13 protein-coding genes are annotated in these 15,217 nt (G+C 55.0%); 5 read left to right on the top strand and 8 right to left on the bottom strand.

Annotation, left to right across the window (positions count from 1 at the left end):
- The first annotated feature begins 380 nt into the window (after positions 1-380).
- Together CMQ96_RS24375 and mdtD are read left to right on the top strand one after the other, a co-directional pair.
- The gene (locus tag CMQ96_RS24375; protein WP_004871943.1) at positions 381-1,091 is read left to right on the top strand and encodes a FadR/GntR family transcriptional regulator; all 711 of its coding nucleotides are present in this window, start codon (positions 381-383) and stop codon (positions 1,089-1,091) included.
- Between the two features lie 3 nt (positions 1,092-1,094).
- A complete protein-coding gene (gene mdtD / locus CMQ96_RS24370) occupies positions 1,095-2,492 on the top strand; it encodes a multidrug transporter subunit MdtD (protein ID WP_098067453.1) in 1,398 nt (465 codons plus the stop codon).
- On the opposite strand, the gene rbsR is transcribed toward mdtD, so the two are convergent.
- From rbsR to kup, 7 genes are all read right to left on the bottom strand, one after another.
- A complete protein-coding gene (gene rbsR, locus CMQ96_RS24365) occupies positions 2,489-3,481 on the bottom strand; it encodes a ribose operon transcriptional repressor RbsR (protein ID WP_004871939.1) in 993 nt (330 codons plus the stop codon). The two genes, mdtD and rbsR, sit on opposite strands and share 4 nt — an antisense overlap.
- Before the next feature lie 3 nt (positions 3,482-3,484).
- Positions 3,485-4,417, bottom strand: coding sequence for a ribokinase (gene rbsK / locus CMQ96_RS24360; RefSeq protein ID WP_024360526.1), 933 nt, complete (start codon positions 4,415-4,417; stop codon positions 3,485-3,487).
- A gap of 98 nt (positions 4,418-4,515) precedes the next feature.
- Positions 4,516-5,406: a ribose ABC transporter substrate-binding protein RbsB gene (gene rbsB / locus CMQ96_RS24355; RefSeq protein WP_098067452.1), complete on the bottom strand. Its 891-nt coding sequence runs from the start codon at positions 5,404-5,406 to the stop codon at positions 4,516-4,518.
- A 27-nt stretch (positions 5,407-5,433) separates the two neighbouring features.
- Positions 5,434-6,399: a ribose ABC transporter permease gene (rbsC, locus tag CMQ96_RS24350; protein ID WP_004855792.1), complete on the bottom strand. Its 966-nt coding sequence runs from the start codon at positions 6,397-6,399 to the stop codon at positions 5,434-5,436.
- Between the two features lie 5 nt (positions 6,400-6,404).
- Positions 6,405-7,910: a ribose ABC transporter ATP-binding protein RbsA gene (gene rbsA, locus CMQ96_RS24345; RefSeq protein ID WP_024360528.1), complete on the bottom strand. Its 1,506-nt coding sequence runs from the start codon at positions 7,908-7,910 to the stop codon at positions 6,405-6,407.
- Between the two features lie 10 nt (positions 7,911-7,920).
- On the bottom strand, positions 7,921-8,340 hold the full coding sequence (gene rbsD, locus CMQ96_RS24340; RefSeq protein WP_064343366.1) for a D-ribose pyranase: 420 nt from the start codon (positions 8,338-8,340) through the stop codon (positions 7,921-7,923).
- A gap of 182 nt (positions 8,341-8,522) precedes the next feature.
- Positions 8,523-10,391: a low affinity potassium transporter Kup gene (kup, locus tag CMQ96_RS24335; protein ID WP_004871930.1), complete on the bottom strand. Its 1,869-nt coding sequence runs from the start codon at positions 10,389-10,391 to the stop codon at positions 8,523-8,525.
- Positions 10,392-10,609: 218 nt separating this feature from the next.
- Between kup and ravA the strand changes: the two genes are divergently transcribed.
- Together ravA and viaA are read left to right on the top strand one after the other, a co-directional pair.
- Positions 10,610-12,109 (top strand): ATPase RavA, encoded by a 1,500-nt coding sequence (gene ravA / locus CMQ96_RS24330; protein WP_004871927.1) that lies wholly within the window; start codon positions 10,610-10,612, stop codon positions 12,107-12,109.
- Positions 12,106-13,554: an ATPase RavA stimulator ViaA gene (gene viaA / locus CMQ96_RS24325; protein ID WP_049131988.1), complete on the top strand. Its 1,449-nt coding sequence runs from the start codon at positions 12,106-12,108 to the stop codon at positions 13,552-13,554. The genes ravA and viaA overlap by 4 nt, the downstream gene beginning before the upstream one ends.
- A 7-nt stretch (positions 13,555-13,561) precedes the next feature.
- Here viaA and asnA read toward each other — a convergent pair whose 3' ends face one another.
- Positions 13,562-14,554: an aspartate--ammonia ligase gene (gene asnA, locus CMQ96_RS24320; RefSeq protein ID WP_024360530.1), complete on the bottom strand. Its 993-nt coding sequence runs from the start codon at positions 14,552-14,554 to the stop codon at positions 13,562-13,564.
- A 152-nt stretch (positions 14,555-14,706) separates the two neighbouring features.
- Between asnA and asnC the strand changes: the two genes are divergently transcribed.
- Positions 14,707-15,165 carry a transcriptional regulator AsnC gene (gene asnC, locus CMQ96_RS24315; protein ID WP_004107306.1) on the top strand — a complete coding sequence of 153 codons (459 nt, stop codon included), beginning with the start codon at positions 14,707-14,709 and terminating at the stop codon, positions 15,163-15,165.
- Positions 15,166-15,217 lie beyond the last annotated feature (52 nt).

Here is a 15,217-nt window from a genome sequence, read left to right as displayed (position 1 = left end):
CTTTGAGTGCCCACACAGATTGTCTGATAAATTGTTAAAGAGCAGTGCAACGCGGCTTTCGCTCACCGTTGCGAGGTCCCGTATAATACGTTTTCCTCATTCAGAGTCAAGCGTTTAATTTCGCTTTTCTCTGTCGGTATTCATCGCTGAATCCCGCTGACCCGGCGGCTTGCGTGCCGTTGTTCCGTGTCAGTGGAGGCGCATTATAGGGAGTTATTCCGAAGTGACAAGGGCTAAATGCAAAAAACTTTTCAACCGCCTCTTTTTTCATCATTACGGCGCGTAATGTAGCAAAAAACCAGCGTTTTGCCGTTTTAACCAACGAAGCAAGCCGTCAGATGGCATACTGGTAAGGTAAAAAAGAGAAAGGAACGGCATGTATGTCTTTAAGCGCACAGCAGTTGGCGGCACAAAAGAATATCTCCTGGGTATTAGCGGAGAAGCTGGCTCAAAAAATTTTGACCGGTGAATATCAGCCAGAAAGTATCCTTCCCGGCGAGATGGAGCTGGGCGAGCAGTTTGGCGTGAGCCGCACGGCCGTGCGTGAAGCGGTGAAGACGCTAACGGCAAAAGGTATGCTTTTACCACGGCCACGCATCGGTACGCGGGTGATGCCGCGCAGCAGCTGGAACTTCCTCGATAAAGAACTCCTGGCCTGGTGGTTAACAGAAGATAACTTCTCTGATGTTGTCAGCCATTTCCTTGTTATGCGCGGCAGCCTGGAACCTCAAGCCTGTTTTCTGGCGTCAACGTCAGGCTCGCCGGAGCAAAAGGCCCAGCTTAACGCCTTGATGGAGGAGATGGTTGAGCTAAAGAGGAACTTTCAGCGCGAGCGCTGGATTGAAGTCGATATGGCCTGGCATGAACATATATATGAAATGAGCGGTAACCCTTTCCTGATCTCTTTCGCCTCTTTATTTCATTCGGTCTATCACACCTACTTCACGTCAATTACGCAGAATGAAGTGGTGAAGCTGGATCTGCATCAGGCAATCGTTGATGCCATTCTGGATAGCGACGGCTCGCGAGCGCTTAGCGCCTGCCAGGCGTTGCTGAGTGCCCCCAATCATTCCGACAAATCGCAAGGGTAACGAATGACCAAAAAGAAAGGCCGCAGTATGGCCGGGCTGCCATGGATCGCAGCGATGGCTTTTTTTATGCAGGCGCTCGACGCCACCATTCTGAATACAGCCCTTCCCGCTATCGCCCATAGCCTCAACCGTTCACCGCTAGCGATGCAATCGGCCATCATCAGCTATACGCTGACGGTGGCTATGCTTATTCCGGTCAGCGGTTGGCTGGCCGACCGTTTCGGCACGCGGAAAGTATTTATCATCGCCGTCAGCCTGTTCACACTCGGTTCTCTTGCCTGCGCCCTGTCAAACTCGCTAATGGAACTGGTTATCTTCCGCGTCATTCAGGGCATCGGCGGGGCAATGATGATGCCAGTAGCGAGGCTGGCGTTACTGCGCGCCTATCCGCGCAGCGAACTGCTGCCGGTACTCAACTTCGTCACGATGCCTGGACTGGTCGGCCCTATCCTCGGCCCCGTGCTCGGCGGCGTACTGGTGACCTGGGCCAGCTGGCACTGGATTTTCCTGATTAATATTCCCATCGGTATTATCGGGATCGTGTATGCCCGCAAATATATGCCGGATTTCACCACGCCGCGTCGCCGCTTCGACACGCTCGGTTTTATCCTGTTTGGCCTGAGCCTGGTGCTGTTCTCTAGCGGAATCGAGCTGTTTGGTGAGAAAATTGTCGCCACATGGATGGCTCTGGCCGTTATCGCTCTGAGCATCATTTTACTGTGGGCCTATATTCGCCACGCTCGCCGTCATCCCACACCGCTCATTTCGCTTTCTTTATTTAAGACGCATACCTTCTCTGTCGGGATCGCGGGGAACCTGGCCACGCGCCTGGGTACCGGCTGCGTTCCGTTCCTGATGCCGCTGATGTTACAGGTTGGCTTCGGTTATCCGGCGATTATCGCCGGCTGCATGATAGCGCCTACGGCTATTGGTTCGATTATTGCCAAATCAACCGTCACCCAGATACTTCGCTGGTTTGGTTACCGTAAAACGCTGGTCGGGGTCACGATATTTATCGGCCTGATGATCGCTCAGTTTTCGCTGCAATCTCCGGATATGTCGATCTGGATGCTGCTGCTGCCGCTATTCGTTCTGGGCATGGCGATGTCCACCCAGTTCACCTCAATGAATACCATCACGCTCGCCGATTTAACCGATGACAACGCCAGCAGCGGCAACAGCATGTTGGCCGTTACCCAGCAGCTGTCGATTAGCCTCGGGGTCGCCGTTAGCGCGGCGGTGCTGCGTTTTTATGAAGGATTCGATAGCGCAAATACCATTGAACAGTTCCACTACACCTTTATTACCATGGGGGCAATCACCGTGGTATCGGCGCTGGTATTTACCTTATTAAGAGCAAAAGATGGCCGCAACCTGATTAAGGAGCGGCACAAGCGTTAGGCTGAACCGCGGACCACCAGCTCGGGGGTTAACTGCACGCGCTGCTGTTTTTGCCCCGGATCGGCCATGCGGTGAATCAGCACATCGATGGCCAGCTCGCCCAGTTCATCTTTCGGTTGATGAATCGTGGTTAACGGCGGCGTCATATAGCGCGCCAGTTCAATGTCGTCATAGCCTACCAGCGCCATATCCTGAGGGATGCGCAGGCCGCCCTGATAAAGGGCCTGGTAGGCGCCCACCGCCATCGCATCGTTACCGATAAACACCGCCTGCGGCAACGCTGAGAGGGTCAGCAGCTTCTGCATGGCGCTAAATCCGCCGCCAAACTCAAAATCGCTGCTAATCACATATCCTTCAGGTACCGTGAGTCCGGCCCGAGCCATCGCTGCCTGATACCCCTCCAGGCGCAGCCGGGCAGGCGTTTTATCCAGCGGACCCGCAATACAGGCAATTCGCGTATAGCCCTGGTCGATCAGATACTTCGTCGCCATATCGCCGCCCAGCAGAGAGTTATCCTGAATCAGATCGCTATCGCCGTCGAACGGCGCCCAGTCCATCATCACCGTCGGAACAGAAGGGTAACGCTGCATAATCTCCGGCGAAGGTTGATGCGTTTCAGTGCACAACAGCAGTAAACCATCGACGCGCTTTTGCATCAGCGTCTCCAGATTACGGTTCATGCGCTGCTCATCGCCTTCGGTATTACACAGCACCAGGCTATAACCCCGCTCGAAGCAGCTGCGCTCCACGCCGCGCACCAGCTCCGAGTAAAACGGATTGGTACTGGCGGTAATGAGCATACCTATGGTGCGGGTTTGATTTAATTTGAGGCTGCGCGCCAGCGCGGACGGCGCGTAGTTCAGGCTTTTAATCGCGGCGTCGACTTTAGCGGTAATCGCTTCGCTAACGAAACGATCTTTGTTAATGACATGAGAAACCGTCGAAGTGGAAACGCCCGCGATGCGGGCTACATCCTTCATGGTGGCCAAGCGTTACCCCTGTTGACGTAAAAATTCGTCTATTTCTTTTCGCCAGGGCACGGAGGGCTGAGCCCCTTTTCGGGTGACGGCGATAGCCGCGGCTGCATGGGCAAAACGAATTGCCTCCGCCAGTTCGCGACCTTCGAGCAGCGCGGTGACCAGCGCGCCATTAAAGGTATCGCCAGCGGCAATGGTGTCAACCGCCTGCACTTTAAACCCCGGAACCCGACGACCGTTACCTTCGCTGCTCGCCCATACGCCACGGCTGCCAAGCGTAATGATCACCGTACCAATACCTTTATCATGGAGCACTTTAGCGGCTTTTGCCGCATCCTCATCGTTTTCCACGCGCACGCCGGTAAGCTTTTCCGCTTCGGTCTCGTTAGGGGTAATAATATCCACCAGCGTTAACAGTTCATCCGGCAATTCACGCGCCGGAGCAGGATTGAGTATGACCGAGGTTTGATTCTGGTGAGCGATTTTCGCCGCCGCCAGTACGCTTTCCAGCGGCGATTCCAGCTGCATCAGCAGCGCCTGCGCGCTGGCAATACGCTCTTTTTCCGCATCAACCTGCGCAACGCAGAGCGCGGCGTTAGCGCCGGCGTGAATACCGATGGTGTTTTCACCTTCAGCGTTAACAAAAATCAGCGCCACGCCGGTTGATTCTCCGGCAACGGCCCTGACCGGCGCGACGTCGATATTATCACTTTCCAGCTGACGACGAACGCGTTCGCCAATATCGTCATCGCCGGTACAGGCGATAAAGGAGATATTTGCCCCGCTGCGTCCGGCGGCAACCGCCTGGTTTGCGCCCTTACCGCCGAAAGCGACCTGATAATGATGACCGGTGACGGTTTCACCGGGCGTAGGGAAGGCGTCGAGATTAAGGATGTGATCGGCGTTGATACTGCCAAGGACGACAAGTTTGCCTGCGGTTTTCATAATCAATATTCCCGGAAATCGCGCCACCGGAATCCGGTGGCGCATGCCCTGCTTTTCTTTATTATGTTGTCCCTCGGACCGTCGCCGATCCGAATCGCACATTATTGCTTAATGACCAGTTTCAACTCAACCGGATAGCTGGTCTCCACTTTTTCGCCCTTCAGCACTTTATCGGCTGTCTCAACGCCTTTCACGCCGATCTGCTCCGGTAACTGGGCGATGGTCGCTGCCAGTTTGCCACTATTTACCGCTTTTTCGCCATCCGGAGTGCCGTCAAATCCAACAACCATCACATCAGATTTGCCTGCCGTTTGCAGCGCACGCAGCGCGCCCAGCGCCATTTCATCATTCTGGGCAAATACCGCCTGTACATCCGGATGCGCCGTCAGCAGGTTCTGCATGACGTTCAGGCCCTTAGTACGGTCAAAATCTGCCGGCTGGCTGGCCAGCACGTTAAACTTATGTGCAGCCACGGCCTGCTGGAAACCTTCGCCACGCTCGCGCGCCGCGGACGTCCCGGCAATGCCCTGTAGTTCAATGATCTTCGCGTTTTCGCCGACTTTTTTGGCGATATAGTCACCGGCCATTTTGCCGCCCAGCACGTTATCAGACGCGATATGGCTAACCACATCACCTTTTGATGCCTGACGGTCGAGGGTGATAACCGGAATTTTCGCCTGGTTAGCCAGCTTTACGGCATTACCCACCGCATCGGAATCCGTTGGGTTGATCAGCAGCAGTTTGGTGCCGCGGACGGTTAAATCCTGAACGTTAGCCAGCTCTATGGCCGGGTTGTTCTGTGAATCCAGAACCACCAGGTTATAGCCAAGTTTATCCGCTTCTTTTTGCGCCCCCTCTTTCAGAGAGACAAAGAATGGGTTGTTAAGGGTTGAGATAACCAGAGCGATAGTGTCTTTTGCCATCGCGTTTGCGCTTACGGTCGCACTTAACGCTACAGCAGAGACCAGGGTCGCCAGTTTTTTCATATTCATAGTTAAGATGTCCTGTAGAGTTCTCAGTTACTGCTTCTTGTTATCTACCAGTACCGCCAGCAAAATAACCACCGCTTTCACGATCATCTGGTAATAGGATGAAACGCCTAATAAATTCAGTCCGTTGTTCAGAAAGCCAAGGATCAACGCGCCAATCAACGTGCCGACAATACGCCCTTTACCGCCCGCAAGGCTGGTCCCCCCCAGCACCACCGCCGCAATCGCATCCAGTTCATATCCGGTGCCCGCCGTCGGCTGCGCGGAGGAGAGACGCGCGACCTCAATAATGCCGGCCAGCGAGGCCAGCATGCCGCACAAAGAATAGACGATGATCTTAACTTTATTCACGCTGATGCCGGAAAGACGCGTTGCCGCCTCGTTACCGCCGAGGGCGTAGATATAACGGCCCAGACGGGTATGGTGCAGCATGTACCAGGCGGCCAGGAAGACGATCGCCATAATCCACACCGGCGTTGGGATCCCCAGCGGACGACCAATCCCGAACCAGCCAAACAGATCGGCATTATCGGTAAAACCGGTATTCACCGGGCTACCGTTGGTATAAACCATCGTCACGCCGCGCAGCAGCAGCATCATCACCAGCGTGGCGATAAATGCCTGGACGCGCCCTTTCGCCACAATCACGCCGGTCACGGCGCCAATTGCCGCCCCTAACGCCAGCGCAGCGGCTACGGCCACCAGCGCGTTAACCTCAATTCCGACAATTGACGCGGCAACCGCGCCGGTCAGCGCCAGCAGGGAACCGACGGACAGGTCGATGCCCGAGGTCAGGATAACCAGCGTCATCCCTACCGCCATAATGGCGTTAACTGAAGTTTGCTGCAGGATATTGAACAGGTTATTCACGGTAAAAAAGTTGGGGCTCATGGTCGAAACAATCGCAATCAGCACCAGCAGGGCTATCAGCGATTTTTGCTCCATCAGCCACGCTTTTGTGAAGTAGCGACGACCAGAAACAGCCGGGTTATTCATCTTTTTTACTCCTGATTCACACGGTTAAGCTTGCCCACAGCGGCAGCCATCAATACTTCCTGGGTGGCCTGCTCGCGTGTGAATTCACCGCCGAGATGCCCTTCATGCATCACCATGATGCGATCGCTCATGCCCAGCACTTCCGGCATCTCCGAAGAGACCAGAATGATGCTCAGGCCTTCGGCTTTAAACTGGTTAATCAGCTGGTAGATCTCTTTCTTCGCGCCGACGTCGACGCCGCGGGTCGGTTCATCAAGGATCAGCACCTTCGGTCGGGTCATCAACCCGCGGGCGATCGCCACCTTCTGCTGGTTACCGCCCGAAAGCAGCCCAATAGCCTGCTCCATCGACGGCGTTTTCACATTAAACAGGCGGATAAAATCACTTACCGCCTGCTGTTCATCTTTATGCTTGAGGCTACCGCCGCCGCGGCTGAAGTAACGCAGCGCGGTTAGCGACATATTCTCTTTAACCGACATGCCGAGCACTAAACCATCGCGCTTGCGGTCTTCGGAGATGTAAACAATGCCGTTGGCCAGGCCATCCTGCGGAGAACGAGCGACAACTTCGCGCCCATCAAGGGTAACCGAGCCGCTGCTGCGCGGCAGCGCACCGTACAGCACCTTCATCAGTTCGGTACGCCCGGCGCCCATCAGCCCGGCGACGCCGAGAATTTCACCCTGGCGCAGAATAAAGGAGATATTCTCCACGCCTGAGCCGCACAGGTTGTCGACCTTAAGGCGAACCGCGCCCGGCGCTTTGTCCAGACGCGGATACTGATCCTCCAGCTTGCGGCCAACCATCATCTCAATTAGCAGATCTTCATCCAGGCTGGCCACTTCGCGCTCGGCGATAAACTGCCCATCGCGAAAGACCGTGACGTCATCGCAAATCTCGAAGATCTCTTTCATACGGTGAGAGATATAGACAATACCGCGCCCCTGCGATTTCAGTTCGCGGATCACGCGGAACAGGGATTCGGTCTCGGTATCGGTTAGCGCGTCGGTGGGTTCATCCATAATGATGACCTTCGACTCAAAGCTCAGCACTTTAGCGATCTCGACCATCTGCTGATCGCCGATCGATAAATCGCCCACCAGCTTCTGGCTGTTAAAACGTAGATTCAGCTTTGCCAGCAGCTTGTCGGCTTCGGCGTACATCGTCTTCCAGTCAATTTTGCCAAAGCGATTCACAAACTCACGACCGAGGAAAATGTTCTCGGCAATCGTCAGCTGTGGGATCAGGTTGAGCTCCTGGTGGATGATGCCAATTCCGGCTTCCTGAGAAGATTTAGGACCGTTGAAGGTGGTTTCTTTCCCCAGCCACAGCAGCGAACCGGCATCGCGGGCGTAAATACCGGTCAGCACCTTCATCATGGTGGACTTACCGGCGCCGTTCTCGCCGACCAGCGCCATCACGCGGCCCGGATAGACATTTAGCGAGGCGCCGGAGAGCGCCTTGACGCCAGGGAACGCTTTATCGATCCCTTTTAATTGCAATAAGGCTTCCATATCGGCGACCTCAGAACGTCACGCCGGCACAGAGAATAACGTTCGCATACGGGGAACACTCCCCGCTGCGAATCACCGCCTGACTGTCTGCGGTTTCTTTTTTAAACTGCTCATGACTGGTGTAACGAATTTCAATGGTGTTTCCCTGGTGCTGCTGCAGCTGCTCAAGGTGATTGAGCAACGTCGCGTGGAGCTGCGGATTAAGGGTTTTAATCTCTTCCGCGAGGATAGCCGCTTCAACCTGCATTTCGCTCGTCACCACCTCCAGAACCTGCATAAAGGAGGGCACCCCGTGGGTTAACGCCATATCAATACGCGTGCTGCTGCGGGGAACCGGTAAACCAGCGTCGCAAACCACCAGCGTATCGGTATGACCCAGACGGGAGATAACCGACGAAATATCAGCATTGAGGACGGTACCTTTTTTCATTTTCTCTTTTGCTCCATTAGCGAAACGTTTCGCTGGTATTAGTATTAGCAATAAGAGAACAGAAAACCATCACCAGATGTGAGAATTGTGATCGTCATCGAAACGTTTCGCAACACAGGTGAAAGAAAGGAAGAAGCGCTGAGAAAAACAAAAAGCCCTTCATCAAGAAGGGCCTTAGATAATCAGATCTCAACCTGAGTGCCGAGCTCAATAACCCGGTTAGGCGGGATTTCGAACTGGTCCGGCGCTCGCAGGGCGTTGCGCTGCAGCAGCAGATACAGCTTGCCGCGCAGGCGCAGATACCACGGCCGCTTGCCGATGATCAACGACTCATGCGACATAAAGAAGGAGGTCTCCATCATCCGGCAGCTCAGGCCTTCCAGCCCGCAGCGGTGGAAAACCTCTTCGACGTTCGGCGTTTCGCGCCAGCCGTAGCTGGCAACGACGCGCCAGAACGACGGCGAAATCTGCTCAATCTGCACGCGCCGCACGTTATGTACGTACGGCGCATCTTCGGTACGCAGCGTCAGCAAAATCACCCGCTCGTGCAGCACCTTGTTATGCTTCAGGTTGTGTAGCAGAGCAAAAGGAATCACGTTCAGCGCCCGGGACATATAAACAGCGGTACCCGGCACGCGAACCGGCGGCGATTTTTCAAGCGAAGAGATCATCGCTTCCAGAGAGTTACCGTGCTCATGCATCCGACGCAGCAGGCGGAAACGCTCGCTCTTCCAGGTCGTCATGATGGTAAACATCACCAGACCGAGGGTCAGAGGCAGCCAGCCGCCGGAGACGATTTTATCGAGGTTCGCGGAGAAGAGCGGAACATCAATGCACATAAAAGCCACCAGCAGCAGCGCTACAACAAACTTATTCCAGTGCCAGTTTTGGCGCGCCACCGTCGTGAACAGAATGGTGGTCAGCACCATCGTTCCCGTCACCGCAATACCGTACGCCGCCGCCAGATTAGAGGAGTGCTCAAAGCTAACAATTACGATGACCACCGAGATATACAGCAGCCAGTTGATAAACGGGATGTAAATCTGCCCGGACTCCATTTCCGAGGTATGAATAATACGCATCGGCGACAGGTATCCCAGACGCACCGCCTGACGAGTCAGGGAGAAGACGCCGGAGATAACCGCCTGGGAAGCGATAACCGTCGCCAGGGCGGCAATAATCAGCATCGGAATCAGCGCCCACTCCGGCGCCAGCAGAAAGAACGGGTTTTTAATTGCTTCCGGGTGTTTGAGCAGCAGCGCCCCCTGGCCAAAGTAGTTCAGCACCAGCGAAGGCAATACCACCGAAAACCAGGCCAGGCGAATCGGTAATTTACCGAAATGCCCCATATCGGCATACAGCGCTTCCACGCCGGTGATTGACAGCACCACCGCCCCCAGCGCCACAAACGAAACGGTTTTATATTCAAGGAAGAAATGAACCGCCCAATACGGGTTCAGCGCCTGCAGCACCTCCGGGTTAGCGAAGATACTGCGCGCCCCCAGCACCGCCAGCAGCAGGAACCAGATCAGCATAATCGGCGCGAACAGCTTGCCCACCATGCTGGTACCGTGCTTTTGAATAGCGAATAATAGTGTCAGAACAATAATGGAGATGGGCACAACCCAGGTATCCAGGTCGGGAGCGATAATTTCCAGCCCTTCTATCGCCGACATCACCGAGATGGCAGGCGTAATCACTACCTCGCCATAAAAGAAGCTGCCGCCGATAAGCCCAAGGATCACCAGTACCGATGTCGCACGTGCGGAGGTATTACGCCCCGCCAGCGACATTAACGTCAGGATCCCACCTTCACCGGCGTTATCTGCCCGCATCACGAAGGTGATGTACTTGAGCGATACGGTGAAAATTAACAGCCAGAAAATGAGCGACAGGAAGCCAAAAACAGCATCACGCTCAACGCCAAAGCCAAACTGGCCTGACAGACATTCACGAAGTGTATACAGTGGGCTGGTGCCGATATCGCCGTATACCACGCCGATTGCCGCCAGCGTTATTGCCGGCAGCGATTGTTTATTATCAGTGCTCATAGACTAGTCTTTTCGTTTATAAAACAAATGTGTGCCTAGTCCCTTGGCCCACAAAAAGGCGCACAGTATGCACGATTATTTGCTGAATCGTACCCCTAACTGACATCATCTTAACCTGACTCAAAGAAAATAAATCGATTCTTCAGGCTATTACCACCCCTAATCAAACATCTATACTCGACCTAACAACGACATTCTAAAAAGCACGCAACTCTATTATGGCTCAATCACATTTACTGGCAGAAAGAATTTCCCGGCTCAGCGCCGCGCTGGAAAAAGGACTCTTCGAACGCAGCCACGCAATACGCCTTTGCCTGCTTGCCGCCCTCAGCGGCGAGAGCGTTTTTCTGCTGGGGCCGCCGGGGATCGCCAAAAGCCTGATTGCCCGTCGCCTCAAGTTCGCCTTCCAGCAGGCCCGCGCGTTTGAATACCTGATGACCCGCTTCTCCACGCCGGAAGAGGTCTTTGGCCCGCTCTCCATCCAGGCGCTGAAAGATGAAGGGCGCTACGAGCGTCTGACCGCCGGCTATCTCCCGGAAGCCGAAATTGTTTTTCTCGATGAGATCTGGAAAGCGGGCCCGGCGATCCTCAATACGCTACTGACAGCGATAAACGAACGCCATTTCCGCAACGGGGCGACCGAAGAGAAAATCCCCATGCGCCTGCTGGTGGCGGCGTCGAACGAACTCCCGGAGGCGGACAATAGCCTGGAAGCCTTATACGACCGTATGCTTATCCGGTTATGGCTGGATAAGGTACAGGATAAAACTAACTTCCGCTCAATGCTGATAAGCCAGCAGGACGAGAACAGTAATCCTGTCCCGGCGAATTTGCAGGTCAGCGACGAGGAGTTCCTGCAATGGCAGCAGGATATCGGCAACGTGAAGCTACCGGACAGCGTGTTTGAACTCATATTCCAGCTGCGCCAGCAGTTGGATACGCTGCCGAACGCGCCCTACGTCTCAGATCGTCGCTGGAAAAAGGCCATTCGTCTGCTGCAGGCCAGCGCCTTTTTCAGCGGCCGCGACACCATTGCGCCAATAGACCTGATCCTGCTGAAGGATTGCCTGTGGCACAACGTTGAGACAATGAACCTGATGTCCGCGCAGTTGGAGACTTTAATGACCAGCCACGCCTGGCAGCAGCAGGCGATGCTCACTCGTCTGGGGTCGATAATCCAGCGGCGCATTCAGCTTCAACAGCAGCAAAGCGATAAAACCGCGCTAAAAGTCACGCGTCTCGGCGGGATGTTTAGCCGGAAACCTCATTATGAACTGCCTGCTGAAGTACAGGATTCGACGCTAACGCTGCTTCTCCAGCAGCCGCTCAAACTGCACGATCTGGAAGTCATTCATATTACGTTCGTTCGTGAAGAGCTCGCTCATTGGCTGGAGAAAGGCGGTGAGATCCGCGGCAAGCTCAACGGTATTGGTTTTGCCCAGCAGCTGAATATGGATGTCGATACCAGTCAGCACCTGGTCGTGCGCGACGTCAGCTTACAGGGATCGCGGCTCTCCCTACCCGGTAGTGAATCACGGGAAAATATGCCCGCCGAAATCCGGCAGCAGCTGGAGGCGCTGGACGACGAATGGCATCAGCAACATAACCGCTTCAGCGAACAGCAAAAATGTCTGTTTATCCCCGGCGAGTGGCTGGGGCGGATTGAAGCCAGCCTGCAGGACGTAGGAACGCAGATCAAACAGGCCCGCCAGTCATGACCCTGGACATGCTGAATGTCATGCTGGCAGTCGGCGAAGAGGGCATGATCGATGAGATGCTGCTGGCGCTGCTGGCGGCACCTCAGCTCGCGGTATTCTTTGAAAAATTTCCACGGCTTAAAAATATTATCGCCGCCGACATTCCTCGCTGGCGGGAAGCGGTGAGATCGCGGCTAAAAGAGACCAACGTCCCGCCCGAACTGGATGCGGAAGTTCAGTGCTATCAGCAGTCACAGCGGCTTTCCACCTCGCAGTTTATCGTCCAGCTGCCGCAAATTCTCAGCCAGCTGCATAAGCTGCACTCCCCGTTCGCCAGCCAGGCGCAGCAGCTGGTGGATGACAACAGCACCTTTACACCGGCGCTGCACACGTTATTCCTCCAGCGCTGGCGCCTGAGCCTGGTGGTGCAGGCAACCTCTCTTAATCAGCAGTTGCTGGATGAAGAGCGCGATCAGCTGCTGAGCGAAGTTCAGGAGCGCATGACCCTCAGCGGCCAGCTGGAGCCGGTGCTGGTGGAAAATGACAATGCGGCTGGGCATCTGTGGGACATGAGCGCCGGAGAGCTGAAGCGCGGCGATTATCAGCTGATCGTTCGCTACGGGGATTTTTTAACTCAACAACCTGAGCTCATGCAGCTAGCTGAACAACTGGGACGCTCGCGTGAAGCGAAAGCGGTGCCGAAAAAAGATGCGCCGATGGAGACCTTCCGCAGCCTGGTGCGCGAACCGGCCACCGTGCCGGAGCAGGTCGACGGGCTTCAGCAGAGCGACGATATTCTGCGTCTGCTGCCGCCAGAGCTGGCCACTCTCGGCATTACCGAGCTGGAGTTTGAGTTCTACCGCAAGCTGGTTGAAAAGCAGCTGCTGACCTATCGGCTACACGGCGATGCGTGGAAGGAAAAGATCACCGAACGGCCGGTCACGCGCCAGGACGTTGACGAACAGCCGCGCGGGCCGTTTATCGTCTGCGTCGATACTTCCGGCTCAATGGGCGGTTTCAATGAACAGTGCGCCAAGGCGTTTTGTCTGGCGCTGATGCGGGTCGCTCTGGCGGATAACCGCCGCTGCTTCATTATGCTGTTTTCCAGCGAAGTGGTGCACTACGAACTCACCGGCCCGCAGGGGCTGGAGCAGGCAATTCGTTTTTTAAGCCAGCGTTTTCGCGGCGGCACCGATCTGGCCAGCTGCTTCCGGGCAGTGATTGAGCGTATGCAGAATCCGCAGTGGGTCGATGCTGATGCGGTGGTGATTTCCGATTTTATCGCCCAGCGCCTGCCGGATGAGGTGATCAATAAGGTGGGGGAGCTACAGCATAAACATCAACATCGTTTTCATGCGGTGGCGATGTCGGTACACGGCAAGCCCGGCATTATGCGCGTTTTCGATCATATCTGGCGCTTTGATACCGGGTTGCGTAGCCGCCTGCTGCGACGCTGGCGGCGTTAATCACTGATTAAAGAAGCGCGGCAACGCTTTGACGAACCTGGGTTGGCCACACGCCGCACTGCACCTGGCCGATGTGATCCAGCTGCAGAAGCAGCATCGTCAGGCGAGACTGGCCAATGCCGCCGCCAATCGTCTGCGGCATCTCTCCGCGCAGCAGCGCCTGGTGCCATTCCAGCTTCAGGCGATCTTCATCGCCGGTCATCGCCAGCTGACGCTTCAGCGCTTCGGCATCCACGCGGATCCCCATTGAAGAGAGTTCGAAGGCATCTTCCAGAACCGGGTTCCATACCAGAATGTCGCCGTTCAGGCCCGCATAGCCTTCAGCGGCAGGCGTACTCCAGTCATCGTAATCCGGCGCGCGAACATCGTGGCGCTGGCCATCAGAAAGCTTACCGCCGATACCGATCAGAAATACCGCGCCCAGCTCTTTCGCGATCGCTCGTTCGCGGCCCTTGGCATCGAGATCCGGATAGCGGCTTAAAAGCTCCTGGCTGTGAACAAAGTGGATCGTCTCCGGCAAGAACGGCGTGAGGCCAAACTCTTTACTGACGGCGTCCTCGGTGGCTTTGATCCCGGCATAGATCGCTTCAACGGTTGCTTTCAGCGTGCCGCAGTGGCGTTCTTCATCCCCCATTACGCGCTCCCAGTCCCACTGGTCAACGTAGACGGAATGGATGGCGGTTAACCGGTCTTCATCGGGGCGAAGGGCCTTCATGTGCGTGTACAGCCCTTCGCCCGCGCTGAAGTCGTGTTGTCCCAGGGTTTGACGCTTCCACTTCGCTAGTGAATGAACCACTTCAAACTGGGCATCTGGCAGTGTTTTCACTTTAACCTGAACCGCTTTTTCGCAACCAGAGAGGTTATCCTGCGTCCCATCGCCCACGCGGCTTAAGATCGGCGCCTGGACTTCGATCAGGCCGAGCTTCTCTTCAAGCTGGCGGGAAAAGTGTGACTTAACGAAACTAATCTGGCGTTGTTTTGCGATGTATGCGGTTTTCATTTTTTATAACTCCTGCGTCCTGTTGCCATTGATTAAGCAACAAAACAGCGCTGCAATTCAATAATCCAACAACAAAAAGCCTGCATCGATTTTGATTCATTAAAATTTGCGGCTAAAATAGAAATATTCGTCAAACTTCATAAGAAAAACCTATGGAAAATTATCAGATCGACAATCTGGACCGCGGCATCCTTGAGGCCCTCATGGCCAATGCGCGTACCGCCTATGCTGAACTGGCAAAACAGTTTGGCGTCAGCCCGGGGACCATTCACGTTCGCGTAGAGAAAATGAAGCAGGCCGGAATTATTACCGGCGCGCGTATCGACGTCAGCCCCAAGCAGCTGGGTTACGATGTGGGGTGCTTTATCGGCATTATTCTGAAGAGCGCGAAAGACTACCCCTCCGCGCTGGCGAGGTTAAACAGTCTGGATGAGGTTACCGAAGCGTATTACACCACCGGGCACTACAGCATCTTTATAAAAGTGATGTGCCGATCGATTGACGCGCTCCAGCATGTACTTATCAACAAGATCCAAACAATTGATGAAATTCAGTCCACTGAAACGCTGATCGTCCTGCAAAACCCGATTATGCGCACCATCCGCCCATGATCGGGCTTTTTAATCCCACATTTTTCCACAGGTAGATCCCAGCTCGCTCACA

Origin of the sequence: Klebsiella sp. MBT K-1, from assembly GCF_002556465.1 — a bacterium.
GTDB classification, from domain to species: Bacteria; Pseudomonadota; Gammaproteobacteria; order Enterobacterales; family Enterobacteriaceae; genus Klebsiella; species Klebsiella grimontii.
This window is presented reverse-complemented; position numbering and strand designations above follow the sequence as displayed.